The organism is Streptomyces sp. NBRC 109706 (assembly GCF_000974485.1).
In the GTDB taxonomy this organism is placed as follows: Bacteria; Actinomycetota; Actinomycetes; order Streptomycetales; family Streptomycetaceae; genus Streptomyces.
On the sequence record NZ_BBOM01000005.1, the window covers coordinates 489,980 to 516,705 of the forward strand.

Consider the following 26,726-nt stretch of genomic DNA (forward strand, 5'->3'; position numbering starts at 1 on the left):
CGCGAACAACTTCGACGGCCGGTAAACGATTTCCGCGTCGGGATGCCTAACCGGCCGTCCAATTCAGGCCCGTTGGGCGCCGGGGCGGCCCGGGTCGACATGGAAGGTGGCGACGGTGGTCAGCCCCGAGCCCGGGGTGGTGACGAAGGGGGTGACGCGGTAGTCGGCGGTGAGGGCCTCGGGGGTGAGGTGGACGACGGTGTAGCCGCGCTGGGAGCTGTGCCAGCGGAGGTGGGGGTTGGCGCCGGGGGCCATCCAGGCCGCGCCGACCTCGTCCGTCGGGGAGCCGTCCTTGCCGGAGGTGAGGGAGCTGCCGGCGAACTCGGTGGCGACCACCGGGGCGTGTTCGTCCGCGAAGTCCAGGGTGAGGTCGGCGACCACGGCGCGGTGGATGTCGCCGGTGATCACCACGGGGTTGTTGGCGCCGCGTTCCCAGAGGCCGGTGAGGAGCCGGTCGCGGGCCGCCGTGTAGCCGTCCCACATGTCCAGGCCCGAGCTGTGGACCAGGGGGTCGGGGTCCTGGTCGACCTGGGCGATCAGGGTCTGGTTGGCCAACACGTTCCAGGTGGCGTTCGACCGTCCGGCGCCGTCCAGCAGCCAACTCTCCTGTTCCGCGCCGAGGATGGTGCGCTCGGGGGCGGAACGTTCCACGTCGCAGCCGGGTTTGGTGCCGTCGCCGCAGACCTGGTCGTCGCGGTGCGAGCGGGTGTCGAGTACGTGCAGGTCGAGGAGTTGGCCGAAGCCGAGTCGGCGGAACATCCGGGCGTCCGCGCCGTTGGGGCGTTGGGGCAGCCGCAGCGGGAGGTGTTCGTAGTAGGTCTGGAAGGCGGCGGCCTTGCGGGCGCGCCAGGCTTCCGGGTCCTGGTCGGGGAGGCCGTCGGTGTCCAACTGGGCGAAGTCTCCTGCCCAGTTGTTCTCCACCTCGTGGTCGTCCCAGGTCAGCACCCAGGGGAACGCCTGGTGGGCGGCCTGGAGATCGGCGTCGAGTCGGGTCAGGGCGTGGCGGTTGCGGTAGTCGACCAGGCTGTGGGTCTCGCGTTGGAACGAGGCGTCCAGGGCGACGTTGCGCACGCCGCCGGTCTCGCCGACGCCGTACTCGTAGAGGTAGTCGCCGAGGTGGACCACCAGGTCCAGGTCCTCGCCGGCCATATGGCGGTAGCCGGTGTAGAAGCCCTCGTACCAGCACTGGCAGGAGGCGAAGGCGAAGGTGAGGGCGTTGGTGCTGGTGGGTGCGGTGCGGGTGCGGCCGACCGGGCTGAGGTCGCGGCCGGCGCGGAAACGGTAGAAGTAGTCGCGGCCGGGGGCGAGGCCGCTGACCTCGGTGTGGACGGAGTGCGCCAGTTCGGGGGTGGCGCGGGTGCTGCCCCGTTTCACCCCGGTGGTGAAGCGCTCGTTCTCGGCGATCTCCCACTGGACGTCCACCACCCGCTCGGGCATCCCACCGCGTCCGTCCAGGGCCAGTGGGTCGGGGGCGAGCCTGGTCCAGAGAACGACGCCGTCGGGCACCGGGTCGCCGGAGGCGACGCCGAAGGCGAACGGGTCGCCGGCGAACCGGGGCGCGGCCCAGGCCCTGCCGGTGCTGAAACCGGCGGCGTGCAGGGCGATTCCGGAGAGGGAGGCACCGGCCAGGCCGAGCAGGCGGCGTCGCGTGAGATCCATCGAGAGAGAGGCCCGTCTGTGCAGAGATGCTGACGAGGCGCCACCTTCCAGGCCGGCGGCCGGATTTCGGCGGAGGCTCGCCTGACACTCACCGCCCCGGCGGGATAACGCGCGGTGACGTGGGCGCGGCGCCGCCGACGGGATCGACCCTCGGTGAAGCCTTGGCCGGGGCTCCGCGGCCCGGGGGGTCGACGACGGGCTGGGGCAACTTCGAGGTGGCGTTGGAGAATCCGCCGCCGGTGCCGGAGCGGACGCCCGGCGGCGGGGGGCGAGGAGGGCGTCCGCGCGTTCCGCACCTCCCCGGGGTCAGGCGACCCGGCAGCGCAGTGGTTCGCCGGCCAGGGCGCGGGCGGCCTCCTCGGCGGCCAGCCGCTGCAGGGCGTCCAGCGACTCCGTGGAGTAGAAGGCGGCGTGCGGGGTGAGCAGCGCCTGGGGCAGGGCGCGCAGCGGGGAGTCGGGCGGCAGCGGTTCGGGGTCGTGGACGTCGAGGGCGGCGCCGGCGAGCCGTCCGGTGCGCAGCGCCTCGGCGAGCGCGTCCTGGTCGACCAGGGTGCCGCGTGAGGTGTTGACCAGCACGGCGCCCGGGCGCATCAGCGCCAGATTGGTGGGGCCGATCAGCCGGTGGGTGGCGGGGGTGGCGGGGGCGTGCAGCGAGACGGCGTGCGAGCGGGCCAACAGCTCGGGCAGCGCGACGAGTTCGATGCCGTGGCCGGCCAGCGTCGCGCCGTCGGCGTAGGGGTCGCTGGCCAGGACGCGGCAGCCGAAGGGCCGTAGCCGTTCGCGCACGGCGATCCCGATCTGGCCGGTGCCGACCAGCCCCACCGTGGTGGCGGCGAGGCTGGGCAGCGGGCCGACGTCGGCGGGCGCGGCCCAGCCGTCCGCGCGGATGGCGCGGTCGTAGGCGGGCAGCCGGCGGAGCAGGGTGAGCAGGCAGGCGACGGCGTGGTCGGCGACGGTCTCGGTGCCGTAGTCGGGGACGTTGGCGACCCGGACGCCCAGCTCGCGGGCGGCGTCGAGGTCCACGTTGTCGTAGCCGATGCCATAGCGGATCACGGTGGCGCCGGGCGCGAGGGCGGCGAGCGCGGGGCGGGTCATCGGGGCGAAGTTGACGAACGCGACATCGGCGCCCCTGACCGCCTCGACGGTGTCCGGCTCGTCGGCGCAGTGGTGTTCGGCGAACGCGGCGGCGAACCGTTCGGCGGTGGCCCGTTCGTGGTGGACCTGGCCGAACGCCTGGTCGGTGACGACGACTCGGGGCGTCATCGGAGCAGGCCCCGTTCGGCGAGGTTGGCCATCAGGGCGCGGATGCCGAAGGTCCAGGGTGGGGCGTCCTCGGCGTGCGCGACGACGTTGGCGAGGGTGCCGAGGCGTGGCGTGGATATCCGCACGAGGTCGCCGAGGTGATGGGTGAAGCCCTCGCCCGGGGTGTCGCGGTCCTGGGTGGGGGCGAACATGGTGCCGGTGAAGAGCAGCACGCCGTCGGGGTACTGGTGGAGTCGGCCCATGGTCTGGCGGACCAGGTCCAGCGGGTCGCGGCTGATCTCGGCGAGGGAGCTGACGGCTTCGAGGTGGAAGCCGTCGGGGCCGGTGATATCGAGCGTGATGTCGAGCCCGCGGGCGTCGTCGAGGGTGAAGGCGTCGTCGAAGAGGCGCAGGAACGGGCCGATGGCGCAGGAGGCGTTGTTGTCCTTGGCCTTGCCGAGGAGCAGCGCGCTGCGGCCCTCGACATCGCGGAGGTTGACGTCGTTGCCGAGGGTGGCGCCGACGGTCTCGCCCCGGGAGTTGACGGCGAGGACGAGTTCGGGCTCGGGGTTGTTCCAGACGGACCGGCTCCAGATGCCTATCTCGGCGCCGAGTCCGACGGCGGAGAGCACGGGGGCCTTGGTGAAGACCTCGGCGTCGGGGCCGATGCCGACCTCCAGGTACTGCGACCACAGGCCCTCGACGGTCAGCACCTCCTTGACGCGGGCGGCCTCGGCCGATCCCGGCACCAGATCGTCCAGTTGGCCGCCGAGCGCGTCCAGGACGCGGGCCCGGACGGCGGCGGCGCCGGCCCGGTCGCCGCCGGCGCGTTCCTCGATCACCCGCTCGACCATGCTGCGGACGAAGGTGACGCCGCACGCCTTGAGCACCTGGAGATCGCCGGGGGCCAGCAGGTGGGGGCGGTCGCGGTGGCCGGCGAGGGTGGCGTCCAGCACCTCGGCGAGGTCGAAGTCCCGTTCCGCCGGGGCGTGTCGGGCCAGCTCCACGGCGTCGGGACGGTCCAGCAGTTCGGCGACGGTGGGGGTGCCCGGGGTGAGGTCGGCGAGCCGGTCGCCGCGGAGTGCGACCACGCAGGGGCCGCCGACGGCCGGATCGTACAGCCGGGCGATCAGGGTGGCGCGCGCCGCGTCCTCGGGCAGCACGCGGGGCGCCAGTGCGGTCGGATCGGGCACGGTGATGTCGGATGTGGTCACGGGGTGGGGTCTCCTCCTCAGTCCTGTCCCGCGTACCGGCGGGCCAGTTCGCGGTAGTGCGCGGCGTTCAGGCGGATGCCGTCGGCCTCCTCGGCGGTCAGCTCGCGGCGTACCTTTCCCGGCACGCCGGCGACCAGGGATCCGGGCGGCACCTCGGTGCCCTCCAGCAGCACGGTGCCGGCGGCGATCAGCGAACCGGCGCCCACCCGGCTGCCGTTGAGCAGCACGGCGCCCATGCCGATCAGCGAGTCGTCACCGATCCGGCAGCCGTGCAGCACGGCGCGGTGGCCGACCGAGACGCCGGCGCCGACGTGGGTGGGGAAGCCGGGGTCGGCGTGCAGGACGCAGCCGTCCTGGATGTTGCTGCCGGCGCCGATCCTGATGGCCTCGGCGTCCGCGCGGACCACGGCGGTGAACCAGACGCCGGCCTCATCGGCGACGACGGCGTCGCCGATGACGGTGGCGTCGGGCGCCAGCCAGGCGCTGTCGGCGATCTCGGGGATGTGTCCGTTGAACTCGATCAGTCTCATGCGCCCACTCCATACCATCGGGCGGCGGTACCGCCACGGGCCTGGGCCAACGCGTCCTCGTCCAGGCCGGCGCGGACCAGCAGTTCGGTGAGGTCGGTGAGCGTGCCGAGATAGTCGCGGCGCAGCAGGGAGACCGGCCAGTTGCTGGCGAGCATCAGCCGTTCGGGGCCGAAGTACCGTACGGCCTCGGTGACATGGGGCAGCAGCGCGTCGGCGTCCCAGCGTTCCCAGGCGGTGAGCACATCGATGCCGACGGAGACCTTGAGCGCCACCCCAGGGTGGGCGGCCAGCGCGGCCAGCCGCTCGGACCAGGCACGGCGGTCGCCGCTCTCCACGGGGGGCCGGGCCAGATGGTCGACGACGATCCGCAGTCCGGGCACCGCCCCGGCCAACGCGGTGACGGCGCGCACCTGTTCGTCGGTGACGGGCACCACGTCCCAGGCCAGGCCGCGTTCGGCCAGCTCCTGGCAGAGGTCGACGGTGCCGGGTTCGGTGAGCCAGTGCAGCGGATCGCGGGCGACGAGGGTGCGCACCCCGCACAGCGCCTCGGGCGTGAAGCGGCTCAACTCGACGCGGGCGGCGTCGGGTTGGGCGAGCGGCAGCCAGCCGACCAGGCCGGCGACAAACGGGGCTCGGCGGGCGTAGTCGGCGATCCGGTCGTTCTCCTCGGCGCTGTCGACGGACTGCACCAGGATGGTGGCGTCGACGCCGGCGGCTTCGAGTTCGGGGCGCAGCTGCTCGGGTTCGAAGTCCCGGGCGATGGCGGCGTGGTGGTGGGTGCGCCACGGCTGGTCCTGGCGGGAGACCTGCCAGAGGTGGTGGTGGGCGTCGATGACGCCGCCGCCGGTGGAGCTGGGCATGGTCAGCGGCCTTCCCATCGGGGGGTGCGGTGGTCGAGGAACGCGGTGACGCCCTCGCGGAAGTCGGCGCTGCCGTAGGCGCGGCGCAGCAGATCGTCGGTGTCGACCCGGGCTGCGGCCGAACTGAGCCTGCGTTCCGTCTCCTTGAGCGCGGCCAGCGTCAACGGCGCCTGGTTGACGAGGCGTTCCAGGAGGGCGTCCAGCCGCTCGGTCAACTCCGCCGGTGCGGCGAGCTGGTGGACGAAGCCGGCGGTGTGCGCGGTGGCGGCGTCCAGGGATTCGGCGGTGAGGAGCAGGGCCATGGTGCGGGCGGTGCCGAGCCGGTCGGCGAGCCGGGCGACGACGGGCGCCGGCAGGCAGTTGCCGAGGGTGCGGGCGATGGGCGCGCCAAAGGTGGCGTCGGGGGTGGCCAGCAGCAGATCGCAGGCGGCGGCCAGGGCGAGGCCCCCGCCGAAGGCCGGGCCCTCGACCACGCCGACCAGCGGCGCGCGCAGCGCCAGCAGCCGCGCCAGCACCCGGCCGACGCGGCGCTCGTAGGCGAGCCCGGCCTCGCCGGCGGCCCCCGGGTCGGTCGGGAAGTCGGCGAAGTGCCGGATGTCGGTGCCGGCGGCGAAGGCGCGGCCGCCGGCGCCGCGCAGCACCACGACGCGCACCCCGGGCTCGTCGGCGACCTCGCAACCGGCGGCCAGCTGCTCGTACATGGGGAACGTCAGGGCGTTGCGGCGGCGTTGGTTGTCCAGCAGCAGCTCCACCACGGGGCCCCGGCGGGTGACCTGGACGCGGCCCTCGGCCTCCTGAGTCATGCGGCGTCCCCCCGTTCTCCGCCCTCGTGGTCCGTGCGGGCCGCGCGGATCTCGGCGAGCACCTGTTCGGTGTGCTCGCCGATCAGCGGCGGGTGGGCGCGGATGTCGGCTGGGCTGTCGCTGAGGTGCAGCGGTGAGGCGAGCACCCGCACCCGGCCGGCCACCGGATGGTCGATCTCGCGCACCAACTCCCGGGCGGCGACCTGTGGATCCTGCTCCAGGACCTGGGCGTAGTCCTGGATCGGGCCGGCGGGGACGCCGGCGTCCAGCAGGGTGGTGACCCAGTGGGCGGTGGTGTCGCCGACCAGCCGCTCCTCCAGCAGGGCGGCGAGTTCGTCGCGGTTGCGCATCCGGTCCATGTTGGTGACGAACCTCGGATCGTCGACCAGCTCCGTCAACTCAAGGGCGGCGCAGAGGCGTTGCCAGAGCCGCTGGTTGTTGGCGCCGACCGTGAGATAGCCGTCGGCGGTGCGCAGCGCCTGGTAGGGAGCGGACATCCGGTTGGCGGAGCCCAGCGGTTCCGGCGGGCTGCCGGTGGCCCAGTACTCGGTGGACTCCCAGATGGACATGGCGAGCACGGCCTCGAAGAGGGAGGTCTCGACCCGCTGGCCGCGTCCGGTGCGCAGCCGGTGCACATAGGCGGCGAGAATGCCGCTGATCAGCAGCATTCCGGCGCCGAGGTCGCCGACCGGAAGGCCGTTCTTGACGGGCCGGCCGCCGGGTTCGCCGGTGACGCTCATGGCGCCGGCCATACCCTGCGCGATCAGGTCGTAGCCGGGCCGGTCGGCATAGGGTCCGGTGCCGCCGAAGCCGGAGACGCTGGCGTAGATCAGCCCGGGGTTGAGCGCGGCGAGGGTGTCGTAGTCGGCGCCGAGGCGTTCGGCGACGCCGGGCCGCCAGTTGTGCACCACCACGTCGGCGGTGCGCGCCAGCGCGTGCAGGTCGGCGAGGCCCTGCTCGGTCTTGAGGTCGAGCAGCACGCTGCGCTTGTTGCGGTTGAGGGCGAAGAAGGCGGTGCTGTCCCGGCCCTCGCCGGTCTCGCCCCAGGAGTGCCGGGTCTGGTCGCCGCCGCCCGGGTTCTCGACCTTGATCACATCGGCGCCGAGGTCGGCGAGGATCATGGTGCAGAACGGTCCGGCCATCACCTGGGTGAGGTCCACCACCCGCATCCCGGCGAGGGCGGCCCGCGGGCTGGGGTCCATAGCGTCATCCGACATGGTGTCTCTTCCTGCTCGATGCACGTGGGGTCAACGGGCGAGTCCGTCGTTGGCCTCGGCGAAGAACGTGTCCACGGCCTCGGGCACGGTCTGGTCGCCGAAGGCGACGTCCTGGTAGGCCCGGGTGAACGCGGACTCGAAGACGGCCAGATAGCCCGGCGGGTAGACCACGTTGGGCGGGTCGTCGGCCACGATCCGCTGATAGAGGGCGAGTTCGCGCTTCTTCAGCTCGGGCAGTTCCGGATCGTCCAACTGGCGTTGCAGCAGGGCGGTGTTGGTGACCGCGCCGTTGTCCGAGGCATAGGTGTCGCCGCTGCGCGGGTCGTTGGCCCAGAAGTCGATGAACGCGGCGGCGGTGGGCAGGTTGTCGCAGTTGCGGGGGATGGAGAGGCCGGAGGCGATCAGCACGTTGCCGGATCCGGCGGGCCCGCTGGGCAGCGGCAGGCTGGTCATCCGCTGGTCCTGGCCCTGCCCGTCGAGGGTGCCCTGGATGGGGGTGAGGGCGTTCCCCGGACGGTTGTCGGAGAGGACGTCGCCGCTGGCCACATAGCTGGCCTCGGGCGACGGCGGCTCCTCGGCGTTGGCCGTGGGGCTGTTGGCGAGCCCCTCGGCGCGGATCTCCTCCCACATCTCCCAGTACTCGATGAGGAGTTCCCGGTCGAAGCCCAGCTCGTTGCCGGCGAACATCTCCTCGCCGAGGCCCTGCACATAGGCGATGAAGAAGTTGGGCAGCCCGCCCCTGAGCGAGGTGGCCGGGATGCCGTCGGGCAGCCCCTCGGCCGCGTCGCGCAGGAAGTCGATGTAGTCGTCCCAGTCGTAGCCGGGCTCCGGCAGTGCGGCGCCGGCCTCCTGGGCCAGGGTCTCGTTGACCATCAGCGCGTCATAGGCGGCGCCGGTCGGCAGCATATAGAGCTTGCCGTCCTCTCCCCTGCCGGTGTCCAGCACGGCCTCGGGGATGTCACTGACATCGATGGCGCCGGACTCGATCATCGGATCCAGCGGCAGCAGCGCGTTCCTGGCGGTGAAATCGCCCAGGGTGCGGGCCTGGAGCTGGGTGACACAGGGCATGTTGCGGCCGGCGCCCTGGACGTTGAGCCGCTTGAAGTAGTTGCCGAAGTCCGCGGTCTCCCGGCTCACTTCGACGCCGGGGTGGTCCTCCTCGAATATGTCGGCGACGGCGTTGGTCTTCTCGTTCCTGGAGCCCGAGCCCCACCAGGAGAGGCGGATCTCGCCGCCGATCTCGCCCTGGCCGGCCAGCTCGTCCCGGGTGTGGTCGGGCATCCCCTGGCCGCAGGCGGCGAGGACGGTGACCCCCAGCAGGGCGAGCGCGGCCGGGCCGCTTCGACGTCGCCGCGACAGGGTTCGCGATGGTGATCTCATGGGGTCCTCCTCACTTCAGCCCGCTGGTGGCGATGCCCTCGACGAGCAGCTTCTGGGCCGCGATGAAGAACGCGAGCACCGGCACCAGGGAAAGCGTCGACATCGCGAACAGCGAGCCGTAGGCCGACTGGCCGGTGGCGTCCAGGAACGTCGCCAGGCCCTGGGAGACGGTCCAGGACTTGGGTTCGGTCAGATAGAGCATCGGGCCGAGGAAGTCGTTCCAGGTGTTGATGAAGGTGAACAGCGCGGTGGTGCCGAGCGCCGGGACGGACAGGGGCAGCACCACCCGCCAGAAGATGCCCCAGTGACCGCAGCCGTCGAGCCGGGCCGCGTCGTCCAGGCTGGGCGGCAGGGCGCGGATGAACTGCACCATCAGGAAGATGAAGAACGCGTCGGTGGCCATGAACTTGGGCACCACCAGCGGCAGGATGGTGCCGACCCAGTCCAGCTGGTTGAAGAGGATGTACTGCGGCACCAGCGTCACGTGGTACGGCAGCAGCAGGGTGCCGATCACCAGCGCGAACAGCGTCTTCTTGAACCGGAATTCGAGCCGCGCGAAGGCATAGGCGGTCAACGCGCAGGCGAACAGGTTGCCGAGGATGCTCAGCACGGTGATGGTCAGCGAGTTGAAGAAGAACCGGGAGAAGTTCAACTGCCCGCCGCCGGCCCACCCGTCGGTGTAGTTGTCCAGGGTGAAGGCGCCGTTCCACAGCCCCAGGGTGTTGAACACCTGGTTGTCGGGACGGAGCGAGGCGCCGAACATCCACAGCAGCGGATAGAGCATCAGCGTCAACGTGATGATCATGACGCTGTGCTTGGCCAGCCCGCGCAGCAGCGGACTACGGGTGGGACGGTTCCCGAAGAGAAGGCGCCGGGGACGGGTCGCCGGGTTGGTCTGGCTCATCGCTCGTCTCCGTAGTGGACCCAGTAACGGGAGCTGAGGAAGAGGGCGCCGGTGAAGAGCGCCAGGCCCAGCACCAGGACCCAGGCCATGGCGGCGGCATAGCCCATGTTCAGCTGGGCGAAGCCCTGCTCGTAGAGGTAGAGGGTGTAGAAGAGCGTCGAGTCCGAGGGTCCGCCGCTGCCGTTGCTCACCACATAGGCGCTGGTGAACGCCTGGAACGCGTTGACCACGCTGAGCAGCAGGTTGAAGAAGACCAGCGGCGACAGCATGGGCAGCGTGACGCTGCGGAACCGGCGCAGCGCGCCGGCGCCGTCCACCGAGGCCGCGTCGTACAGCTCCTGCGGGATCTGCCGCAGGCCGGCCAGGAAGATCACCATCGCCGAGCCGAACGTCCACACCTGGAGGATCACGATGGTGTACAGCGCGGAGTCCGGATCGCCGACCCAGCTGGCGTGTTCGATCCCGACCAGCGCCAACGCCTTGTTGACGATGCCCTCCTCGCCGAAGATCTGCCGCCACAGCGCGGCCACCGCCACGCTGCCGCCGATCAGCGAGGGCATGTAGAACAGCGCCCGGTAGCCGGTGAGAAAGCGCAGCCCCCGGTTGAGCAGCATGGCCAGGCCCAGCGAGACGGCCAGCAGCAGCGGCACCGACCAGGCGACATAGGTGAGGGTGACGCTCACCGACTCCATATAGCGCGGATCGGTGGTGAACATCCGCTCGAAGTTGGCGAAGCCGACCCACTCGGGCGCGCTGGACAGGTCGTAGCGGGTGAACGCCAGATAGAGCGAGAACAGCATCGGGCCGATGGTGAAAACCAGCATCCCGATCAGCCAGGGCGTGAGAAAGGCGTAGGCCGCCCGGTTGTCCGAGCTGGCCCGGCGGGAGCGGCGGCGCCGCTCGGCGGGGGGCTTCCCCGGTGGGGCCGGCTCTGGTCGGGGAAGGACCTGGGGTCTTCCTCCGGCCGGCCCCGGATCGTTTTTCTGCATCGCGAAACCTCCACTTCGGCGTGGGGTCATGGGGTGGCGCCCGCGTCAACGCGGCGGGCGCTCCCTGGTCGTGCGCGCGTGGTGCTCCACGCGGTCGGCCATGGTCTGGGCGAGGAGACCGGCCAGTGGGACGTCGACGCCGGCGGCGCGGGCCGCGGCCGTCACCTCCCACAGGTCCTTGCTCCAGGGACGTTCGCGCACGGGCGTGCCACCGGCGTCGTAGGCGTCGGCGACCCGGTCGAAGAAGCCCCAGTTGCGGGCCACCCAGGAGTCACCGGTGCCGCCGGCGACCACGGCGAGCACCGCGTCCTCGGCGACGTCGTGTGCGGCGGCCAGCTCCAGCGCCTCGTGGGCACCGGCCAGTGCGGCGAACATCATCAGTTGGTTGGCGAGTTTGACGGCCGCGCCCGCCCCGGCGGGGCCGACATGACGGATGTCGTTCCCCACCGAGTCGAGCAGCGGACGGGCCTTCTCCAGCACGTCGGCCGGGCCGCCGACCATCACGGACAGCTCGCCCAGCGCGGCGCGTTCCGCGCCCCCGCTGACCGGCGCGTCCAGCAGGCCGACGCCGGCCCGTTCCGCCTCTGCGGCCAGCTCCCGCGCGGTCGCCGGCAGCACGGTGCTGTGCACCAGCACCACGGCGCCGGGCGCGAGCCGCGCCAGCAGACCGTGCTCACCGGTGAGCAGCCCGGCCACCGCCGCGTCGTCGGGGACGGCCAGACAGAGCGCCTGACAGTCCGTCAACTCGGCGCTGTCGGCGACCCGTTCGGAACCGGCGGGGATGGCACGCGCGGGCGACACATCGTGCACCGCCAGCCGCCAGCCGTCCGCCGCCAGGGCCTCGGCCATGGGCAGCCCCAGATTGCCGAGGCCGACAAAGCCGACCCGGGTGTGCTCACGGTGCAGGGTCATGACGCTCGAACTCCTCGGCGAGGGGGCACGGTTGACGGGCGGCGGCGGGATCAGACGGTGTCGTCCAGCGGGCGGCCCAGCTTCTCGTAGAGCCGCCGCCGTCCGATCTTGTCGTTCTCCAGCTCCTGCCTGGCGTACTTGGCGACCGTCTCGGCGTGTTCCACCGGGACCGCCACCACGCCGTCGCCGTCACCGACGACGACATCGCCCGGCCGGATCAGGACGCCGCCGATGTCCACCGGCACCTGCAGGGCGTCGAACTCGACGCGGCCCTGCACCATCGACTGCGCGCGGTAGCGGCAGAAGATCGGCACCCGCTGCATCACGCACTCGTCGGTGTCCCGCACCCCGCCGGTGGTGACGATGCCGGTGGCGCCGGCGGCGTGCCATTCGAGGGAGTTGTTGGAGCCGATCTCGCCCACCGGCAGCCCGGCGGACTGGATGACGACGATGTCGCCCTCCTCGATGGTCGGGGTGATCTTGTTGGGGTAGATGTTCCGGTACCAGTTGTTGGCCCAGCTCGTGTACTCCTCGGGAGTCAGCGGGGGCACCGCCTTCTCGGTGGGCTTGAAGCGCATGGTGCGGGCGATGCCGGTGAACCGGGCGCCCTCGTAGAGCGGGGTGATCTCGGGCGAGACGGTGCCCTTGGCATGCAGCCCCGCCCAGTCCAGACCGTCCCGTACGTCGGCCACGCGCAGGCCGTCGAACAGGCGCAGCAGCTCAGCTTTCTCCATCGATCTCAGTCCTCAATCGACTCGGTTCCCGGTTTGTCTGGCCTATTGTCTACAATAGTCACTGGCGAACGACAAGCCCCTGGGACGATGTCATCGTCAACACTCTGTGATGAGATCCATCCTGAGATCTGTTGTGAGATCCGTTGAGCCAAGAAAGGCTGCCCATGGCTTCCAGCGCCCGCCCACCGGCGTCGCCCCCGGAAGAACCAACGGGGGAAGGTCAGTTGGACCCGCCGAGCCTGGTGCAACTCGCCGCCGGCGCGATCCGCAAGATGATCCTCTCCGGCGAACTCGGCCCGGGCGACCGGCTGATCGAGCTGGCACTGACCGAGCGGCTCGGCATCAGCCGACCGCCGCTGCGCGAGGCGATGCGGCTGCTCCAGCAGGAGGGTCTGATCCTGGTCCAGCCCAGGCGCGGCGCCACCGTGGCCGCGCTGACCGACCAGGACGTCTATGAAATCCTCACGCTGCGCTCGGCGTTGGAGCGCACCGCGATAGAACTGGGCGTGCCGGTGCGGCTGCCGGAACGGCTCGCCGTCTGCCGGGACGCGCTCGGCCGGATGGAGCGGAGCGCAGCCGAGGAGGACCGGGCGGCGCTGGTGGAGAGCGGCTACGCCTTCCACGCGGCCCTGGTGGGGCTGGCCGGGCACCGCAGGATCGAGGAGATCTACTCCTCACTGCACCGGCAGCTGCTGCTCTGCATGGCGCGCAACCTCTATGCCAGGGAGCGCTACTACGAGGACCTGGACGTCCATGTGGCGCGCCACCGCCATCTGTTGGAGCTGGTGGAGGCGGGCGATCCGGAGGCGGTGCTGGCCGAGCTGGCGGTGCACGGCGAGCGTTCGTTCTCCCAGCTGGCCGACCGCGCGCCCCGGGAAACGGGCTGACGGGGCGTCAACCACGCGCGGGGCGTCAACCACGCGCCGAAGCCCGGGACTTCGCGAAGTCCCGGGCCATGGATGAAGCGGTCAGATCGCGCTGCCGGCGACCCAGTCGTCCCAGCTCATGTTCCAGCCGTTGAGGCCGTTGTCCGGCGCGATCATCTCGTCCGGCGAGTTGACCACCACGACCAGGTCCCCGAGCAGCGACTCCTCGAAGAACCAGGCCCCGTCCTGGTCCGGATCGTCGGCGCCCTGCTCGTCGTTCAGCCCCACACAGCCGTGGCTGGTGTTGACGCTGCCGAAGATGCTGTCCGCGCCCCAGTAGTTGCCGTGGATGAAGGTGCCGGAGGTGGAGAGCCGCATCGCGTGCGGAACGTCCGGGATGTCGTACTCCCCCTCGCCGTCGTCGTCGGTGAACCCGACGGTGGCGCCGTCCATCCGGGTCTCCTTGTACTTCTCGGAGATCACCATCTGGCCGTTGTAGGTGGGCGTCTCCTCGCTGCCGGCCGAGATCGGCACGGTACGCAGCGTCTCACCGTCGCGGATGACCTCCATCTGCTTGCTCTCCACGTCCACCGTGCTGATCTGGGACCGGCCCACGGTGAAGGAGAAGTCGCGGTCCTGGACGCCGGTGATGCCAGGGGCGCCCTCCACCCCGTCGAAGTCCAGCGAGACATTGACCTCGGTGCCGGCGTCCCAGTAGGTCTCGGGCCGGAAGTCCAGGCGGTTGCCGTCGAACCAGTGGCCGACGACCTCCTGACCGCTGCTCGCGGTGATCTCCACGGCCTGCTGCACGGCGGCCCGGTTGGTGATCTCCTGGTCGAAGTTGAGCGAGACCGGCATCCCCACCCCGACCTCGGAGCCGTCCTCGGGGGTGAAGTAGCCGATGAAGCTGTTCTCCGGCGCGACCGTGGTGAACGTCGTGGCCTGGTGCGCCGCGCGCCCCTCGGCGTCGACGGCCACCACCGTCAGCTCGTACCGCGTCGCGCGCTCCAGCTGCTCGTCCGGCTGCCAGGACGCCTGGTCGTCGGATATGGAGCCGGCGACCTCGACCCCCGCGTCGGGGGCCGTCAGCACCACCTCGTCCAGTGTGCCGCTCTCGACCGCGACCCGCACGTCGTCGTTGATGCCGACGCCCGTGGCGGCGTCGTCGGGGGTGATCGATATCACCGCGTCCGACGTGTTCGCGTCCTCGGCGGCCTGGTCCGCCTCGCTCTGTCCCGTCTCCTCGGCGCCCGGGGTCTCGTCCCCGTCGTCTCCGCCGCTGCACGAGGCCAGCGTCAGCACTCCGCACAGCAGCGCGGCTGCGGTGGTCAGGCCCTTGCGCCGCATGACGTCCCTCATCCGAATCGTTTCTCCGTCCGCTGCCGCGCTTCCCTGGAAGACTTATGGGAGAACGTGATATGGCGGCAGCCTGTTCCACCATAGGCGAAGCGGGGCGACGGTTCCCCGGGGGGCGTGCGTGGGCGGCGCGCGGCGGACGGCCGGGCGCCGGTGGCCCCCGCGGGGGCTCGTCGGATCAGCGGCGGCTCTCGTCCCCCTCGTCCAACTCCCGGACGCCGCGCGGGGGTTCGATCGGGTCGCCGGCCAGGTCGGCAAGCTCCTCGTGGTCCAGACCGTCCTCGAAGAGGTCGCGTTCATGGGCGGCCGCCTCGCCGCGCGGATCCCGGCCGTTCCGGTCGAGCCCGTCCTCGTCCAGCCCCTCGTCGTCCAGCTCGTCCTCGTAGGTGTCGGAGACATAGGCGTCGGCCGGACGGCCCTCGGGCGGGTAGCCGTCGATCCGATGGGGGTCGTCATAGGTGTCGTCGCCCTCGTAGCCGTCGTCCAGGCCCCCGTCCGGCCCGTCGTCGTCCGGCCCGTCGTCGTCCAGGCCGTCGTCGTCCAGGCCCTCGTCCATGTCGTCCGCGGCGTCCCAGGCGATGTCGGGGTCGAAGGCGGCGCGTTCGCTGCTCCACGACGCCTGGGCCAGCACGACGCCGGGGACCTCCCCGACCAGGTCGACGGGGTCGATCAGATAGGCCACCGCCTCGGCCTCGTCGCGGGAGACGGCACGGGCCGCCTGCTCCCGTTCCTCGGCCGGCATCAGCGTGTCGCCCTCGATCCGCGACCAGGCGGCGCTGATCAGCTCGTCCGGCTCCGCGATCTCCAACACCATCTCGACTCGAACCCGGACGTGACGTGCCCCGGGGGCCACCTCTTCGCTCATGACGGGGAGCGTAAGACGCGAGGCCGTCACCTCTTCCCCACGACCCGCACCGGCCCGTAACATCGCTTCTCACGCCGCCGATACGCAGCAATTCCGGAGCGCCCCGTGAACGGTTCCCCTCGTGCTCTCGACCGTCGATCGCTGATCAGCGGCATGGTGGCCGCCTGTGCCCTCTGTGTGGTCTGGCTTCTGCCCTCCGCCTACAGCGACAACGGCGAGGCCTCTTCGACCCCCTCGGTGATCCCCCTGGACCAGCCCCTGGACTCCGGATCGCGCTAGCCGGGCGCCCGAGTTGTCGGGTGATGCCCCGCTATCACCCCTCACCATCTCCACCATTTCTTTACCCAGGATTTACCTGCCCCCGTACAACCCCGGCCGGCCCCGCGCCGGTTCCGTCCCCTTTCGCGCGGGTCAGGCCGGTTGGTGATCTCGGCCCGGCCGCTCAGGCCAGCGGCCCCGTCACCCGTTCGGCGGCGCGCACCAGGCCGCCGTCGCGCACCAGGGCCTCGGCCGCGGCCAGCTCGGGCGCCAGAAAACGGTCGGGCCCCGGCCCGCCGAGCCCGGCCCCCCGCGCCGCCGCCAGCACCGCCCTGGTCGCCGGCGCCGGCCGCAGCTCGGCCGAGGCGCGCAGCTCCAGGGCGCGGGCCGCCGCATACAGCTCGATGCCGATCACCCGGGTCAGCAGATCCAGCGCGGTGCGCAGCTTGCGCGCCGCCGACCAGCCCATGGAGACATGGTCCTCCTGCATCGCCGACGACGGGATGGAGTCCACCGAGGCCGGCGCCGCCAACCGCTTGAGATCGCTGACCAGGGCGGCCTGGGTGTACTGGGCGATCATCAGCCCGGAGTCGACCCCCGCGTCGTCGGCCAGAAACGGCGGCAGACCGTGCGAACGGTGCCGGTCCAGCAGCCGGTCGGTGCGACGCTCCGCCATCGACGCCAGATCGGCGACGGCGATGGCCAGGAAGTCCAGCACATAGCCGAGCGGCGCACCGTGGAAGTTGCCGTTGGACGCGACCCGCCCGTCGACCACCACCGGGTTGTCCACGGCGGCGGCCAGCTCGCGCTCGGCGACCGCGCGGGCATGCGCCAGCGTGTCCCGGCCGGCGCCGGCCACCTGCGGCGCGCAGCGCACCGAGTAGGCGTCCTGCACCCGGGGCGCGGTGTCCTGATGGTGCCCGGTGAGCCCCGAACCGGCCAGCACCCGCAGCATGTTGTCGGCGCTGGCGGCCTGCCCCGGGTGCGGGCGCACGGCGTGCAGCTCGGCGTCGAGCACCCGGTCGGTGCCCAGCAGCGCCTCCAGGGTCAGCGCGGCGGTGATATCGACCGAGGTGATCAGCCGGCCGAGGTCGGAGCAGGCCATCAGCAGCATGCCGAGCATCCCGTCGGTGCCGTTGAGCAGCGCCAGCCCCTCCTTCTCCCGCAGCTCGACCGGCGCGATGCCGTGCTCGGCCAACAGCTCGGCGGCGGACCGCACCCGACCGTCCGGACCCTCTGCCTCCCCCTCGCCGAGCAGCGTCAGCGCGCAGTGCGCGAGGGGGGCGAGATCGCCCGAACAGCCGAGGGAACCGTGCTCGTGCACGACGGGCGTGATGCCGGCGTTGAGCAACGCGGCCATGGCGTGCGCCACCTCGGGACGGACGCCGGTGTGCCCGGAGGCCACGGTCTTGAGCCGCAGGAACATCAGCGCACGCACCACCTCGCGCTCCACCCGGGGGCCGAGCCCGGCCGCGTGCGAGCGGACGATGTTCCGCTGCAGGCGGGCCCGCAGATCCGGCTCGATGGAACGAACGGCCAACGCGCCGAAGCCGGTTGACACCCCGTACACCGGCTCGGTGCGCGCCGCCAACCGCTCGATCACCCGCCGCGCCGAGGCCATCGCGGCAAGCGCGTCATCGGCCAACTCGACGCCCGCACCGCCCCTCGCGACGGCGACCACCTCGGCGACGGTGGGAGGAGTCGAGTGCACCACAACGCTCTGCATATCCATATTCATCAGCCTAGGCGAATGAATGACCCCGGACCGGGTCAGTGGTCGCGGAAGGTGCGGCGGAGCCGGGACGGCCGGCCGCCGGTCGGCGGGGGGCGGACCGAAGTCGGGGGCGGGGCCGGGACGGCCGGCCGCCGGTCGGCGGGAGCAGAGCGGGAACGGGTGAGGTGAGGGCGCGCGCTCTGCGGCGGGGCAGCCGAAGGCGACGAGCCCTCCGGGCAAGGCCCCGGGCTGCGGCCGGCCAGGCCGAGGCGACCGGCCCGCGGCGCTTTAGCGGTCACGGCGCCCGGCCGGGACGGCCGGCCGCCGGGCGGGGGGCAGCCCGGGCCCCTGGCCAGGGCAGGGCCCGTACGGCGGCGGGCAGGCGGTGACCGCATGCAGCTCCGGCCGGATCGTGGCAGCGCGGCGCCGGACCAGCCGGCCGACCGCCGGGCGGAGGGCAGCCGGGCCCTTGGCCAGGGCAGGGCGCGCACGGCGGCGGGCGCGTGGGTGGCGGCCGCATGCCGGCGCCGGGACGGCCGGCTGGCCGGGGGCCCCGGACCGGGTCAGCGGTCGCGGAAGGTGCGGCGGTTGGGGGTGGTGGGGGTGGTGGGGAGGGAGGCGACGCGTTGCCAGTCGGTGTGGTCGGCCACCACGGGCGCGGGGGATCGTGCGGCCTTGGCCCGGTACTGGGCCGCGTCGGCGAGCCGGAGGAGGCGGCGGCTGGACCGCAGCCGGCCGGGCACGGCGACCGTGGAGGCGACTCCGCAGGCCACCCCCTCGCTCAGTTCGAGCGCCGAGGCGCCCCGGCACACCTCGCCGGCCGTCCGCTCCACGTCGGCCACCTCGGCGCCCACCGCGAACAGGCAGAACTCGTCGCCGCCGAGACGCGCGGCCAGCGCCCCCGGCAGATCGGCGGCGGCCCCTGACAGTACGCCGGCGAACCGGACCAGCAGCCGGTCCCCCGCCGCGTGGCCATAGGTGTCGTTGACCCGTTTCAGCCCGTTCACATCGCAGACCACCAGGCTCAGCTCCGCCCCCGACGCCTGATGCCGCCGCAGGCCGTCGGCCAGGGCGTGGTCGACGGCCCGCCGGTTGGCCAGGCCGGTCAGCGCGTCGGTGAACGCCAACCGCCGGGCCTCGGCGAGCCGTTCGTACTGGGCCAGGCCGGCGGCCAGCACCGCCGCGAGCGCCGGCGCGAACGTCAGATCGCGCGCGCCGAAGACGGGATCCGAGCGCCCCCTGGCGACATAGAGCTCCCCCCAGACCGCCCCCCGTATCAGGATCGGCGCCGTCAGCGCGCTGCCCCGCCCCCGTTCCCCCGGCGCCGTCAGCGCCGCCGCCGCGCCCTCGGCGCCGGGCGCCTCGGCGGGATGGAACTCGGCGTCGGGGAACGGTTCCTCGTCCGCCCCCAACTCCCCCACGTTGACCAGCACCCGCAGCCGGGGCCGCGCCGGCTCCCGTGCCCACTCGCGGACGGATATCGCGGCGAAGGAGCCGCCGAGCGCGTGGCGCGCGCGTTCCGCGCCGGCCCTGGCGGCCTCGGCGAGGCCGTGCTCGGCGGCCATCCCGCGCGCCACCTCGACCAGCGACCACAGCCTCTGCTCAGCCATGGGCCCAGGCTATGGCCGTTCCCTCCGCTTTGTTACCTTCAGCTACTCCCTGTCCCTTTCCCTAGCGGGTTCAGGCGTTCAGGCCCGGCCAGTTCGGGGGGCGCTTCTCGTTGAACGCGGCGATGCCCTCGACGCGGTCGGCGGAGAAGGCCACCGCGTTCCAGGCCGCGTCCTCCACCTCAAGCCCTGAGCGCAGGTCCAGACCGACGCCCAGCCGCAACGCCCGTTTCGCGGCCCGCACCCCGACGGGCGAGTTGCCCGCGATCCGCCGGGCCAGCGCCAGCGCCTCGGTGCGCTCCGCGCCGGCCGCGGCCAGCCGGTCGACCAGGCCCAGGGTGTGCGCCTCGGCGGCCGGCACCTTGCGGGCGGTGAAGATCAGCTCGGCGGCCCTGGCGGCGCCGACCCGCCGGGGCAGCAGCTGGGTGCCGCCGCCGCCCGGCAGCACCCCGACCGACACCTCGGGCAGGCCCACCACCGCGCTCTCGTCGGCCACGATCAGATCGCAGCTGAGCGCCAGCTCGTAGCCGCCGCCCAGCGCGAAGCCGCGCACCGCCGCGATCACCGGCATCGGCAGGTCGAGCACCCCGCCGAACGCGGCGCGCAGCACCGCGCGCTGACGCCGCAGCCCTGCGTCGTCGAGACCGTTCCGTTCCTTGAGGTCGGCGCCGACGCAGAACGCCCGTTCGTGCGTGGAGCCCAGCACCACCGCGCGCACCGTCGGGTCGGCCGCCAGCGCCGCGCACGCCTCGGCGAGCGCGGCGGCCAGCCGGGACGACAGCGCGTTCATCGCCTCGGGCCGGTCCAGCAACAGCTGGACCACGCCGGTCTCCTCGTCCCGCAGCACGGCGATCCCGTCCCCGTACCGCCGCTCCGTCCGCTGTCCCGCGTCCTCGTCCCGCTCGCTCATGGGCGGCATTATCGACCCGCCGCGCCCGGGACGTCAGCCCCGGCGGGTCAACAGCCAGGGTTCGACAATGCCGAGGCCACGGACCGGACGTTGGTAGAGCGGCTGCAGCGCGTAGGAGTACGCCTCGCTGCGTTCGGCGGCCTTCTCCGACCTCGGCGCCAGGCCCGCCACCGTCAGCTCCTCGCGCAGCGCGCCGTCGACCAGGACCATGTCCTTGGGCGCTATGGAGGTGAGCCGGCTGGCCAGATTGACGGTGTTGCCGAAGACATCGCCCATCCGCGTGGTGACCGTGCCGAACGCGATGCCGACGCGCAGCTCGGGCATCATCGGATCGTCCCCCAGCGTCTCCACCAGCCGCAGCCCGATCTCGGCCGCCGTGCCGGCGTCGTCGGCGGCGAACAGCACCTCGTCGCCCAGCGTCTTGATCAACCGGCCGCCGTGCGCGGCGACCTGGTCGGCCGCCGTGGTCTCGAACGCCTCGACCAGCTCGCCCAGCTGCTCCTCCTCAAGCCGCCTGGTGAGCCGGGTGAACCCGACCAGATCGGCGAAGCCGACGGCCAGCCGCCGGTCCACCATCTCCGCGTCGTCCTGCGCCTGCACCACCCGGCCGGTGGCCGCCGCCAGCTGCCGCCGCCAGACATAGACCAGGAACTCCTGCAGCTCCGGCAGCAGCAGCTCGACCAGCGGATACGCCACCTCGGTCCTGGTCATGCCGGGCTCGGGCGGCTCGGTGAGCCCTTCCAGGAAGGAGTCGATCTGCCAGTCCGCCAGCCGCGCCGTGGTCTGGCCCGTCGACCGCGCCACCTGGATGGCCATCGACTCGCTCAGCAGCCCGGCCTCGACCATGCCGGCCAGCCGGCGCAGCGCCAGCACATCGGCCTCGGTCAGGGCGCGGGCCTGGCCGATATCGGGAAAGCCCATGGCACGCCAGAACCGCGAGGCCAGATCCATCGGCACCCCGGCGGCCCGCGCCGCCTGGAAGGGCGTGTACTGCCGACCGGCGCCGAGGATCAGCTGCTCGATACGCAACGCGAGGGGGTCCTCGCCTTCCGTCGGCTCCGGCGGGCCTGGGTCAGCCTCCGCCACAGCCACCGCCCGCCCCTACCGGGAGAGCCCCTGACGGGAGAGTCCCTACGTCGCGCACTGTCCTACCGTTCCGCTCCGCCACGCCCCCACTGGCGCGGTCCTGGGGTGCCCGCCGCCGCGCCGCGCCGGGCCCGGCGGACCTGGAACGATCCGCCACCCTGGCGCGACCGCGCCGTCACGAGTCCCCGAGCACCAACCCTACGGCAGGTGTGCCCCAAGTCACGTCGCCCGGAGGTGGACGATATCCGCCGCCCCCAGCGGGTGCCGCACGCCATCGGCGTCCGCGATCACCAGCCGGCCGTCGCCGTCCAGCGCGATCGCCTCGCCGCGCACCTCGTCGCCGCCCGGCAGCTCGGCCCGCACGGGGCGGCCGAGCGTGGCGCAGCCCGCCACATAGGCGTCGCGCAGCCCGCCCACGGCCGGATCGCCGCCGGTCTCCGGATCGCCGCCGGCCGCGACCCAGCCGGTGTACCAGGTGCCGAGCGCACGCAGCACCGCGCGCAACAGCGGGTCGCGGTCCCGGACGGGGGCGCCGGCCAGCAGCAGCGAACCGGCGCCCGGCACCGGCAGTTCGTCGGCGCGCAGCGACACGTTGAGGCCCATCCCGAGGACCACGCCGCCGGACGGCACCCGTTCGCCGGGCGGCACCCGTTCGGCGAGGATGCCGCCGAGCTTGCGTTCCTCCCCGCCCACGGTGACCAGCACGTCGTTGGGCCACTTCAGCGCGGTGTCGACGCCGGCCGTCCGGCTGAGGGCGCTGGCCGCCGCGACGCCGGCGAGCAGCGGCAGCCAGGGCAGCCGCTCGGTCGGCACCTCGGGCTCCGGCGCGAGCAGCACCGAGAAGAACAGCCCCGACCTGGGCGGCGCGCTCCAGCCGCGCCCCAACCGGCCACGCCCGCTGGTCTGTTCCTCGGCGATCAGGATCTCGCCGGGCGCGGCGTCGCCGGCCTTGGCGGCGGCCGCCAGGTCGGCGTTGGTCGAGCCCGTCACCTCCACCACCCGCAGCCGGGTCCAGGGCCCGCCGGGCCTGATCAGCGCGGAGCGCAGGGCGGCGGCGCCCAGCGGGGGACGGTCGAGGTCGGACCAACGGCCACGGGAGGTGCTCATGCCGCCAGCCTAGAGCCGCGCGCTCGCCGTCAGACCTCCTCCCAGACGGTGACCAGGGGCAGGCCGCGTGCGGTGCGCTCGGCGTCCACGCCGCGCTGGATCACCTCGGTCTTGCTCTTGGTGTACGTGAAACCGTCGTCGGTCTCGGCCGCCAGACGCCGCTTCACCGCCTCGTACTCGGCCGCCATCTCGGGATGCGCCCGCAGATGGTCGCGGAACAGCCGCTCGTTGCGCGTCGGCCAGGTGTCGGCGGTGACGATATGGAGGTGGTGGCTGCGCTCGCCCTGCGCCTTCTCGCGGAAGTAGAACAGCCGGTTGGGCATCCCGACGTCCTCGAAGCGATAGCCCAACCGCTCCAGCACGGCCACTCGTTCGTCGGTCACGTCGTCGAGGGTGTTGACCGAGGTCATCAGATCGATCACCGGCTTGGCCGCCAGCCCCGGCACGGAGGTGCTCCCCACATGCTCGATCTCCAGAACATCCCGGGCAACGCCTCCACCAACTCAGCACTGGCCGCTGCCGCTTGCTCGGGCCACGAAGGGTCATAATCCGCAATAAGGATGGTCATGCGATGATCATAAACACCCGCCGGACAGCGGCCCGCAGGCCGCTGCGCGGCGCTGAGCCGGGGGCCGGGGCGGGCGCGCGGGCCGCTGCGCGGGCCGGAACGGGGCGTCGGCCGGACCGGCGGGGGGCGCTGCGCGCGAGGTGCGGAGTGCGGCGGCGGAAGCCCGAGGCCAGCGGAACCGTCGTGGAAAACGGGTCGCTGCATGGGTCGCCAGGGACGAAGTGGCGCTACGCGCCGAGCCAGAGGCGCAGGCCGCTGCGCGGGGCCGGAAACCGGGCCCGCATCGTGGACGCGGGCCGCTGCGCGGGGGCGAGGACGAAGGCCCGGGGTCGGGTCGGCACGAAGGGGCCAACGGCCTCCAGCGGCCGGCGGGGCCCGGGGCGCAGCCCCCTGGTCCCGGGCCGGCGCGGAGGGTCGGACGGTTTTCTCCGGCCGCCAGGCCGGAAGGCCGGGCCCGCGGCGTGGCGTGGCGCGGCGCGGCGCAGGCGCGGGCGGCGGGGGCGGTCAGGGGGTGGGGGACAGCTCTCGGTGGGTCCAGGTGTCGAAGGTGGTGAGTTGGATGCCGAGGTCCCGCGCGTACTCGGGGCGGCCCGGTTGGCCGGATATGTTCAGCCACTCGTGGGATGCGCCCATGGGCGGCATGCCGGCGGCCAGGGCCTCCTCCACCGTCATCTCGGGTGCGGACAGGGGGACGCCCAGCGCACGCGCCAGGACCTCGGCGATCTCCATCATCGACAGATGGTCGCTGGCCAGCTCCAGTTCCACCCCGTCGAACCGGTCCGGCGCGGCGATGGCGGCCGCCGCCGCCCGGCCGATGTCCTCCACCGCGACCAGCGAGAGCCTGGTCTCCGGCTTCAGCACGCTGACCAGCCCGCCCTCCACGCCACGCGGGAACAGAAACCCCATGGACGGCAGGAAGTTGGCCATGAAGAACCCCGGCTTGAGCAGCGTCCAGTGCGGGAAGCCGGCCGTGCGGAGTCGGTCCTGGATCGCGCTCTTGGCGCCCAGGCTGGCCGCGATCGGGGCGTAACGGGTCGCCGACCAGCCCGGTTCGTCGACGTGTTGGCCGGCGCCGGTGACGGAGGTGTGGACGAACTGCGGCACGCCGGCGGCCCGCGCGCCCTCGATGAGGTTGACGCCCTGGGCGACCTCGCCGTCGAAGTCGAACCCGAAGCCGCTGGCGGTGAGTTCGGCCATCTGCACGGAGAACACGGCGCGGGCGCCCGTCGCCGCCCGGATCACGGAGTCGCGGTCGCGCAGGTCGCCGGTGACCAGTTCGACGCCGAGCGCAGCGACGGCCCGGGCGCGCGGGGTCGTCGGGTCGCGCACCAGCGCGCGGACGGGCACGCCGGCCGCGCGCAGGGCGCGGGCGGTGGCCCCGCCCTGCCGCCCGGTGGCGCCGGTCACCAGAACGGGCGCGGAGGGATCGGCGTGCCGGGACTCGTTGGACATGGGGGGCTCCTCGGGTTCGGGCGTCGGCAGACGGACCCCGTTAAGTGGCGGGGTCCGCCGTTTATCTTCGGCTACGATATGGCGGGGCCCGCCACTTAGCAATCGGCCCCCACGATCCAGGACGGTCCAGGACGGCCCCCGACGATCCAGAACGATCCAGAACGATCCAGAGCGGTCCAGAACGATCCAGGAGGCGAACGCGATGCCCGAACGTCAGCGCGCGGACGCCCGTCGCAACTACGCGCGGATCCTCGCCGTGGCCGAGGAGGAGGTCGCCGCCCATGGCGCGGGCGCCTCGCTGGAACAGATCGCCCGCGTCGCCGGCGTCGGCTCGGCGACGGTGCGCCGCCACTTCCCCACCCGCCACGCGCTGTTGGAGGCGGTCTCCCGGCAGCGGATCGAGGCGCTGTCCGTCCGCGCCCACGAGCTGAGCGTCGCCGCCGAACGCGACAGCCGGGGCACGTTGCTGGAGTGGCTGACGGATGTGGTCGCGTACTGCGTCGCCGCCCGGGGGCTGGCCGCCGCGCTGGCCTACGAGGGCCCCTCGTCCGATTCGATCACCGAGAACGCCTGCTCGGCGGCGCTGGAGACGGCGGGCGAGCCGCTGCTCCGCCGCGCGGCGGACGACGGCGCGGTGACGCAGGGCGTCACCGTCGCCGACCTGATCACCCTGGCCGTCGGCGTCGTCCTCGCCACCGAACACCACCGGGACCCGGCGGCCTCGGCCCACCGCCTCTTCCGTCTGGCGGTGACGGGCCTCGGCCCCCGCCCCGACGGCGAAGTGACCGGGGTCGCACCCGCCGAACGGCGCGGGTGCGGCTAACCTACGGTGCGGTAGCCCAGCCGGCTGCCGGGTGGCCAGGGACGAGGAGGAGCCTTCGCGTGGATGTTGACAGCCACGGCACCGCCGGCAAGATCGCCGAGTTCCGGCGGCGCACCGAGGAGGCGACCCACGCGGGGTCCGAACGCGCGGTGGCGAAACAACACGCCAAGGGCAAGCTGACGGCCCGGGAACGGATCGAACTCCTGCTGGACGAGGGCTCGTTCACCGAGCTGGACGAGTTCGCGCGGCACCGTTCCACGGCGTTCGGACTGGACGCGAACCGTCCGCTGGGCGACGGCGTCGTCACCGGCTACGGCACGGTCGACGGGCGCCCGGTCTGTGTCTACTCGCAGGACTTCACGGTCTTCGGCGGCTCGCTCGGCGAGGTCTACGGCGAGAAGATCGTCAAGGTGATGGACTTCGCGCTGAAGACCGGCTGTCCGGTGATCGGGATCAACGACGGCGGTGGGGCGCGGATCCAGGAGGGGGTCGCGGCGCTCGGCCTGTTCGCGGAGATCTTCCGGCGCAATGTGCACGCCTCCGGCGTGGTGCCGCAGATCTCGTTGATCATGGGCCCCTGCGCGGGTGGCGCGGTCTACTCCCCCGCGATCACGGACTTTACGGTGATGGTCGACCAGACCTCACATATGTTCATCACCGGCCCCGATGTGATCAAGACCGTTACCGGCGAGGATGTCGGCTTCGAGGAGCTGGGCGGTGCCCGCACCCACAACACCCGTTCCGGGGTGGCCCACCAGATGGCCGGCGACGAGCAGGAGGCCATCGACTTCGTCAAGGCGCTGCTCTCCTATCTGCCGTCCAACAACCTGACCGACCCGCCCGCCTTCCCGGAGGAGGCGGACCTGGCGGTCAGCGCCGGCGACCTCGAACTCGACGAGCTGATCCCGGACTCGGCGCAGCAGCCCTATGACATGCACCGGGTCATCGAGGGGGTGCTGGACGAGGGCGAGTTCCTGGAGACCCAGCCGATGTTCGCGCCCAACATCGTGACCGGATTCGGCCGGGTCGAGGGGAGCCCGGTGGGCGTGGTGGCCAACCAGCCGCTGCAGTTCGCCGGTTGCCTGGACATCCACGCCTCGGAGAAGGCCGCGCGCTTCGTCCGCACCTGCGACGCGTTCAACATCCCGGTGCTCACCTTTGTCGACGTGCCCGGCTTCCTGCCCGGCACCGAGCAGGAGTTCCAGGGGATCATCCGACGCGGCGCGAAGTTGATCTTCGCCTATGCGGAGGCGACGGTCCCGCTGATCACGGTGATCACCCGCAAGGCGTTCGGCGGCGCCTATGACGTGATGGGCTCCAAGCATCTGGGCGCCGACCTCAACCTGGCCTGGCCCACCGCGCAGATCGCGGTGATGGGCGCCCAGGGCGCGGTCAACATCGTGCACCGCCGGGCGCTCGCCGCGATCGACGAGGGCCCCGAACGCGAGGCGGCGCGCGCCCAGTTGACGGCCGAGTACGAGGAGGCGCTGCTCAACCCGTATGTCGCCGCCGAACGCGGCTATGTCGACGCGGTGGTCGCCCCCTCCGACACCCGCCGCCATATCGTCCGTGGACTGCGCGCGCTGCGCGGGAAGCGGGCGCAGCTGCCGCCCAAGAAGCACGGCAACATCCCGCTGTAGCCCGCCACGGTAAGCGCGTTGAGGAGGTCG

At 72.6% G+C, this 26,726-nt stretch carries 25 protein-coding genes; 4 read left to right on the forward strand and 21 right to left on the reverse strand.

Translation table 11 applies throughout. The features are described 5' to 3' along the window. Positions 1 to 63 precede the first annotated feature (63 nt). From AOM46_RS07120 to AOM46_RS07175, 12 genes are all read right to left on the reverse strand, one after another. Positions 64 to 1,659 carry an alkaline phosphatase gene (locus AOM46_RS07120; protein ID WP_062207126.1) on the reverse strand — a complete coding sequence of 532 codons (1,596 nt, stop codon included), beginning with the start codon at positions 1,657 to 1,659 and terminating at the stop codon, positions 64 to 66. Positions 1,660 to 1,965: 306 nt separating this feature from the next. Continuing rightward, positions 1,966 to 2,922 (reverse strand): C-terminal binding protein, encoded by a 957-nt coding sequence (locus tag AOM46_RS07125; protein WP_062207128.1) that lies wholly within the window; start codon positions 2,920 to 2,922, stop codon positions 1,966 to 1,968. Then, complete coding sequence (locus tag AOM46_RS07130; RefSeq protein WP_234313668.1) at positions 2,919 to 4,115, reverse strand: fumarylacetoacetate hydrolase family protein; 1,197 nt, start codon at positions 4,113 to 4,115, stop codon at positions 2,919 to 2,921. Before AOM46_RS07130 ends, AOM46_RS07125 begins: the two co-directional genes overlap by 4 nt. Before the next feature lie 17 nt (positions 4,116 to 4,132). Further along, entirely contained in the window at positions 4,133 to 4,645 is a 513-nt protein-coding gene (locus AOM46_RS07135; RefSeq protein WP_078856563.1) for a gamma carbonic anhydrase family protein, read from the reverse strand. Next, positions 4,642 to 5,505 carry an amidohydrolase gene (locus AOM46_RS07140; protein WP_062207132.1) on the reverse strand — a complete coding sequence of 288 codons (864 nt, stop codon included), beginning with the start codon at positions 5,503 to 5,505 and terminating at the stop codon, positions 4,642 to 4,644. Before AOM46_RS07140 ends, AOM46_RS07135 begins: the two co-directional genes overlap by 4 nt. Before the next feature lie 2 nt (positions 5,506 to 5,507). Beyond that, the gene (locus AOM46_RS07145; RefSeq protein WP_062207134.1) at positions 5,508 to 6,308 is read right to left on the reverse strand and encodes an enoyl-CoA hydratase; all 801 of its coding nucleotides are present in this window, start codon (positions 6,306 to 6,308) and stop codon (positions 5,508 to 5,510) included. Then, positions 6,305 to 7,525 (reverse strand): CaiB/BaiF CoA-transferase family protein, encoded by a 1,221-nt coding sequence (locus AOM46_RS07150; protein WP_062207136.1) that lies wholly within the window; start codon positions 7,523 to 7,525, stop codon positions 6,305 to 6,307. Before AOM46_RS07150 ends, AOM46_RS07145 begins: the two co-directional genes overlap by 4 nt. Before the next feature lie 30 nt (positions 7,526 to 7,555). After that, a complete protein-coding gene (locus tag AOM46_RS07155) occupies positions 7,556 to 8,905 on the reverse strand; it encodes an ABC transporter substrate-binding protein (protein ID WP_062207139.1) in 1,350 nt (449 codons plus the stop codon). A gap of 10 nt (positions 8,906 to 8,915) precedes the next feature. After that, positions 8,916 to 9,809: a carbohydrate ABC transporter permease gene (locus tag AOM46_RS07160; RefSeq protein ID WP_062207140.1), complete on the reverse strand. Its 894-nt coding sequence runs from the start codon at positions 9,807 to 9,809 to the stop codon at positions 8,916 to 8,918. Continuing rightward, positions 9,806 to 10,798 (reverse strand): carbohydrate ABC transporter permease, encoded by a 993-nt coding sequence (locus AOM46_RS07165; protein WP_078856567.1) that lies wholly within the window; start codon positions 10,796 to 10,798, stop codon positions 9,806 to 9,808. Before AOM46_RS07165 ends, AOM46_RS07160 begins: the two co-directional genes overlap by 4 nt. Before the next feature lie 45 nt (positions 10,799 to 10,843). After that, a complete protein-coding gene (locus tag AOM46_RS07170; RefSeq protein ID WP_062207144.1) occupies positions 10,844 to 11,710 on the reverse strand; it encodes an NAD(P)-dependent oxidoreductase in 867 nt (288 codons plus the stop codon). A gap of 50 nt (positions 11,711 to 11,760) precedes the next feature. Continuing rightward, positions 11,761 to 12,444, reverse strand: coding sequence for an RraA family protein (locus tag AOM46_RS07175; protein ID WP_062207146.1), 684 nt, complete (start codon positions 12,442 to 12,444; stop codon positions 11,761 to 11,763). Positions 12,445 to 12,668: 224 nt separating this feature from the next. Here AOM46_RS07175 and AOM46_RS07180 point away from each other — a divergent pair, with 224 nt between their 5' ends. Further along, positions 12,669 to 13,331 carry a GntR family transcriptional regulator gene (locus AOM46_RS07180; protein WP_062207148.1) on the forward strand — a complete coding sequence of 221 codons (663 nt, stop codon included), beginning with the start codon at positions 12,669 to 12,671 and terminating at the stop codon, positions 13,329 to 13,331. Between the two features lie 81 nt (positions 13,332 to 13,412). Here AOM46_RS07180 and AOM46_RS07185 read toward each other — a convergent pair whose 3' ends face one another. Next, positions 13,413 to 14,669: an Ig-like domain-containing protein gene (locus AOM46_RS07185; protein ID WP_062207150.1), complete on the reverse strand. Its 1,257-nt coding sequence runs from the start codon at positions 14,667 to 14,669 to the stop codon at positions 13,413 to 13,415. 175 nt (positions 14,670 to 14,844) lie between these two features. After that, positions 14,845 to 15,531, reverse strand: coding sequence for a hypothetical protein (locus AOM46_RS35145; protein ID WP_234313669.1), 687 nt, complete (start codon positions 15,529 to 15,531; stop codon positions 14,845 to 14,847). Between the two features lie 105 nt (positions 15,532 to 15,636). Between AOM46_RS35145 and AOM46_RS33860 the strand changes: the two genes are divergently transcribed. After that, the gene (locus AOM46_RS33860; protein WP_158920279.1) at positions 15,637 to 15,810 is read left to right on the forward strand and encodes a hypothetical protein; all 174 of its coding nucleotides are present in this window, start codon (positions 15,637 to 15,639) and stop codon (positions 15,808 to 15,810) included. 163 nt (positions 15,811 to 15,973) lie between these two features. On the opposite strand, the gene hutH is transcribed toward AOM46_RS33860, so the two are convergent. The 7 genes from hutH to AOM46_RS07225 form a co-directional block, all read right to left on the reverse strand. Next, positions 15,974 to 17,515 carry a histidine ammonia-lyase gene (gene hutH, locus AOM46_RS07195; protein WP_062207152.1) on the reverse strand — a complete coding sequence of 514 codons (1,542 nt, stop codon included), beginning with the start codon at positions 17,513 to 17,515 and terminating at the stop codon, positions 15,974 to 15,976. Between the two features lie 551 nt (positions 17,516 to 18,066). Then, the gene (locus AOM46_RS07200) at positions 18,067 to 19,113 is read right to left on the reverse strand and encodes a diguanylate cyclase (RefSeq protein ID WP_062207154.1); all 1,047 of its coding nucleotides are present in this window, start codon (positions 19,111 to 19,113) and stop codon (positions 18,067 to 18,069) included. A 70-nt stretch (positions 19,114 to 19,183) separates the two neighbouring features. Then, positions 19,184 to 20,020: an enoyl-CoA hydratase/isomerase family protein gene (locus AOM46_RS07205; protein ID WP_062207156.1), complete on the reverse strand. Its 837-nt coding sequence runs from the start codon at positions 20,018 to 20,020 to the stop codon at positions 19,184 to 19,186. Positions 20,021 to 20,053: 33 nt separating this feature from the next. After that, positions 20,054 to 21,112, reverse strand: coding sequence for an adenylate/guanylate cyclase domain-containing protein (locus AOM46_RS07210; RefSeq protein WP_062207158.1), 1,059 nt, complete (start codon positions 21,110 to 21,112; stop codon positions 20,054 to 20,056). A 213-nt stretch (positions 21,113 to 21,325) separates the two neighbouring features. Beyond that, positions 21,326 to 22,213: a biotin--[acetyl-CoA-carboxylase] ligase gene (locus AOM46_RS07215; RefSeq protein WP_062207160.1), complete on the reverse strand. Its 888-nt coding sequence runs from the start codon at positions 22,211 to 22,213 to the stop codon at positions 21,326 to 21,328. 29 nt (positions 22,214 to 22,242) lie between these two features. Continuing rightward, a complete protein-coding gene (locus AOM46_RS07220; protein ID WP_062207162.1) occupies positions 22,243 to 22,674 on the reverse strand; it encodes a GrpB family protein in 432 nt (143 codons plus the stop codon). 611 nt (positions 22,675 to 23,285) lie between these two features. Next, positions 23,286 to 24,233 carry an NmrA family NAD(P)-binding protein gene (locus AOM46_RS07225; RefSeq protein WP_062207164.1) on the reverse strand — a complete coding sequence of 316 codons (948 nt, stop codon included), beginning with the start codon at positions 24,231 to 24,233 and terminating at the stop codon, positions 23,286 to 23,288. A 202-nt stretch (positions 24,234 to 24,435) separates the two neighbouring features. On the opposite strand from AOM46_RS07225, the gene AOM46_RS07230 reads away from it, so the two are divergent. Beyond that, the gene (locus AOM46_RS07230) at positions 24,436 to 25,056 is read left to right on the forward strand and encodes a TetR/AcrR family transcriptional regulator (RefSeq protein WP_062207166.1); all 621 of its coding nucleotides are present in this window, start codon (positions 24,436 to 24,438) and stop codon (positions 25,054 to 25,056) included. A 59-nt stretch (positions 25,057 to 25,115) separates the two neighbouring features. Continuing rightward, positions 25,116 to 26,696 (forward strand): acyl-CoA carboxylase subunit beta, encoded by a 1,581-nt coding sequence (locus AOM46_RS07235; protein ID WP_062207168.1) that lies wholly within the window; start codon positions 25,116 to 25,118, stop codon positions 26,694 to 26,696. Positions 26,697 to 26,726: the final 30 nt, after the last annotated feature.

Bases quoted from the DNA above. Each gene is read 5' to 3' on its own strand.
- AOM46_RS07150 (WP_062207136.1), bottom strand. From the start codon at position 7,525: ATGTCGGATGACGCTATGGACCCCAGCCCGCGGGCCGCCCTCGCCGGG.
- AOM46_RS07200 (WP_062207154.1), bottom strand. From the start codon at position 19,113: ATGGCTGAGCAGAGGCTGTGGTCGCTGGTCGAGGTGGCGCGCGGGATG.
- AOM46_RS07185 (WP_062207150.1), bottom strand. From the start codon at position 14,669: ATGAGGGACGTCATGCGGCGCAAGGGCCTGACCACCGCAGCCGCGCTG.
- AOM46_RS07155 (WP_062207139.1), bottom strand. From the start codon at position 8,905: ATGAGATCACCATCGCGAACCCTGTCGCGGCGACGTCGAAGCGGCCCG.
- AOM46_RS07135 (WP_078856563.1), bottom strand. From the start codon at position 4,645: ATGAGACTGATCGAGTTCAACGGACACATCCCCGAGATCGCCGACAGC.
- AOM46_RS07145 (WP_062207134.1), bottom strand. From the start codon at position 6,308: ATGACTCAGGAGGCCGAGGGCCGCGTCCAGGTCACCCGCCGGGGCCCC.
- AOM46_RS07140 (WP_062207132.1), bottom strand. From the start codon at position 5,505: ATGCCCAGCTCCACCGGCGGCGGCGTCATCGACGCCCACCACCACCTC.
- AOM46_RS07215 (WP_062207160.1), bottom strand. From the start codon at position 22,213: ATGAGCACCTCCCGTGGCCGTTGGTCCGACCTCGACCGTCCCCCGCTG.
- AOM46_RS07230 (WP_062207166.1), top strand. From the start codon at position 24,436: ATGCCCGAACGTCAGCGCGCGGACGCCCGTCGCAACTACGCGCGGATC.
- AOM46_RS07205 (WP_062207156.1), bottom strand. From the start codon at position 20,020: ATGAGCGAGCGGGACGAGGACGCGGGACAGCGGACGGAGCGGCGGTAC.
- AOM46_RS07120 (WP_062207126.1), bottom strand. From the start codon at position 1,659: ATGGATCTCACGCGACGCCGCCTGCTCGGCCTGGCCGGTGCCTCCCTC.
- AOM46_RS07125 (WP_062207128.1), bottom strand. From the start codon at position 2,922: ATGACGCCCCGAGTCGTCGTCACCGACCAGGCGTTCGGCCAGGTCCAC.
- AOM46_RS07225 (WP_062207164.1), bottom strand. From the start codon at position 24,233: ATGTCCAACGAGTCCCGGCACGCCGATCCCTCCGCGCCCGTTCTGGTG.
- AOM46_RS07175 (WP_062207146.1), bottom strand. From the start codon at position 12,444: ATGGAGAAAGCTGAGCTGCTGCGCCTGTTCGACGGCCTGCGCGTGGCC.
- hutH (WP_062207152.1), bottom strand. From the start codon at position 17,515: ATGCAGAGCGTTGTGGTGCACTCGACTCCTCCCACCGTCGCCGAGGTG.
- AOM46_RS07165 (WP_078856567.1), bottom strand. From the start codon at position 10,798: ATGCAGAAAAACGATCCGGGGCCGGCCGGAGGAAGACCCCAGGTCCTT.
- AOM46_RS07170 (WP_062207144.1), bottom strand. From the start codon at position 11,710: ATGACCCTGCACCGTGAGCACACCCGGGTCGGCTTTGTCGGCCTCGGC.
- AOM46_RS35145 (WP_234313669.1), bottom strand. From the start codon at position 15,531: ATGAGCGAAGAGGTGGCCCCCGGGGCACGTCACGTCCGGGTTCGAGTC.
- AOM46_RS07160 (WP_062207140.1), bottom strand. From the start codon at position 9,809: ATGAGCCAGACCAACCCGGCGACCCGTCCCCGGCGCCTTCTCTTCGGG.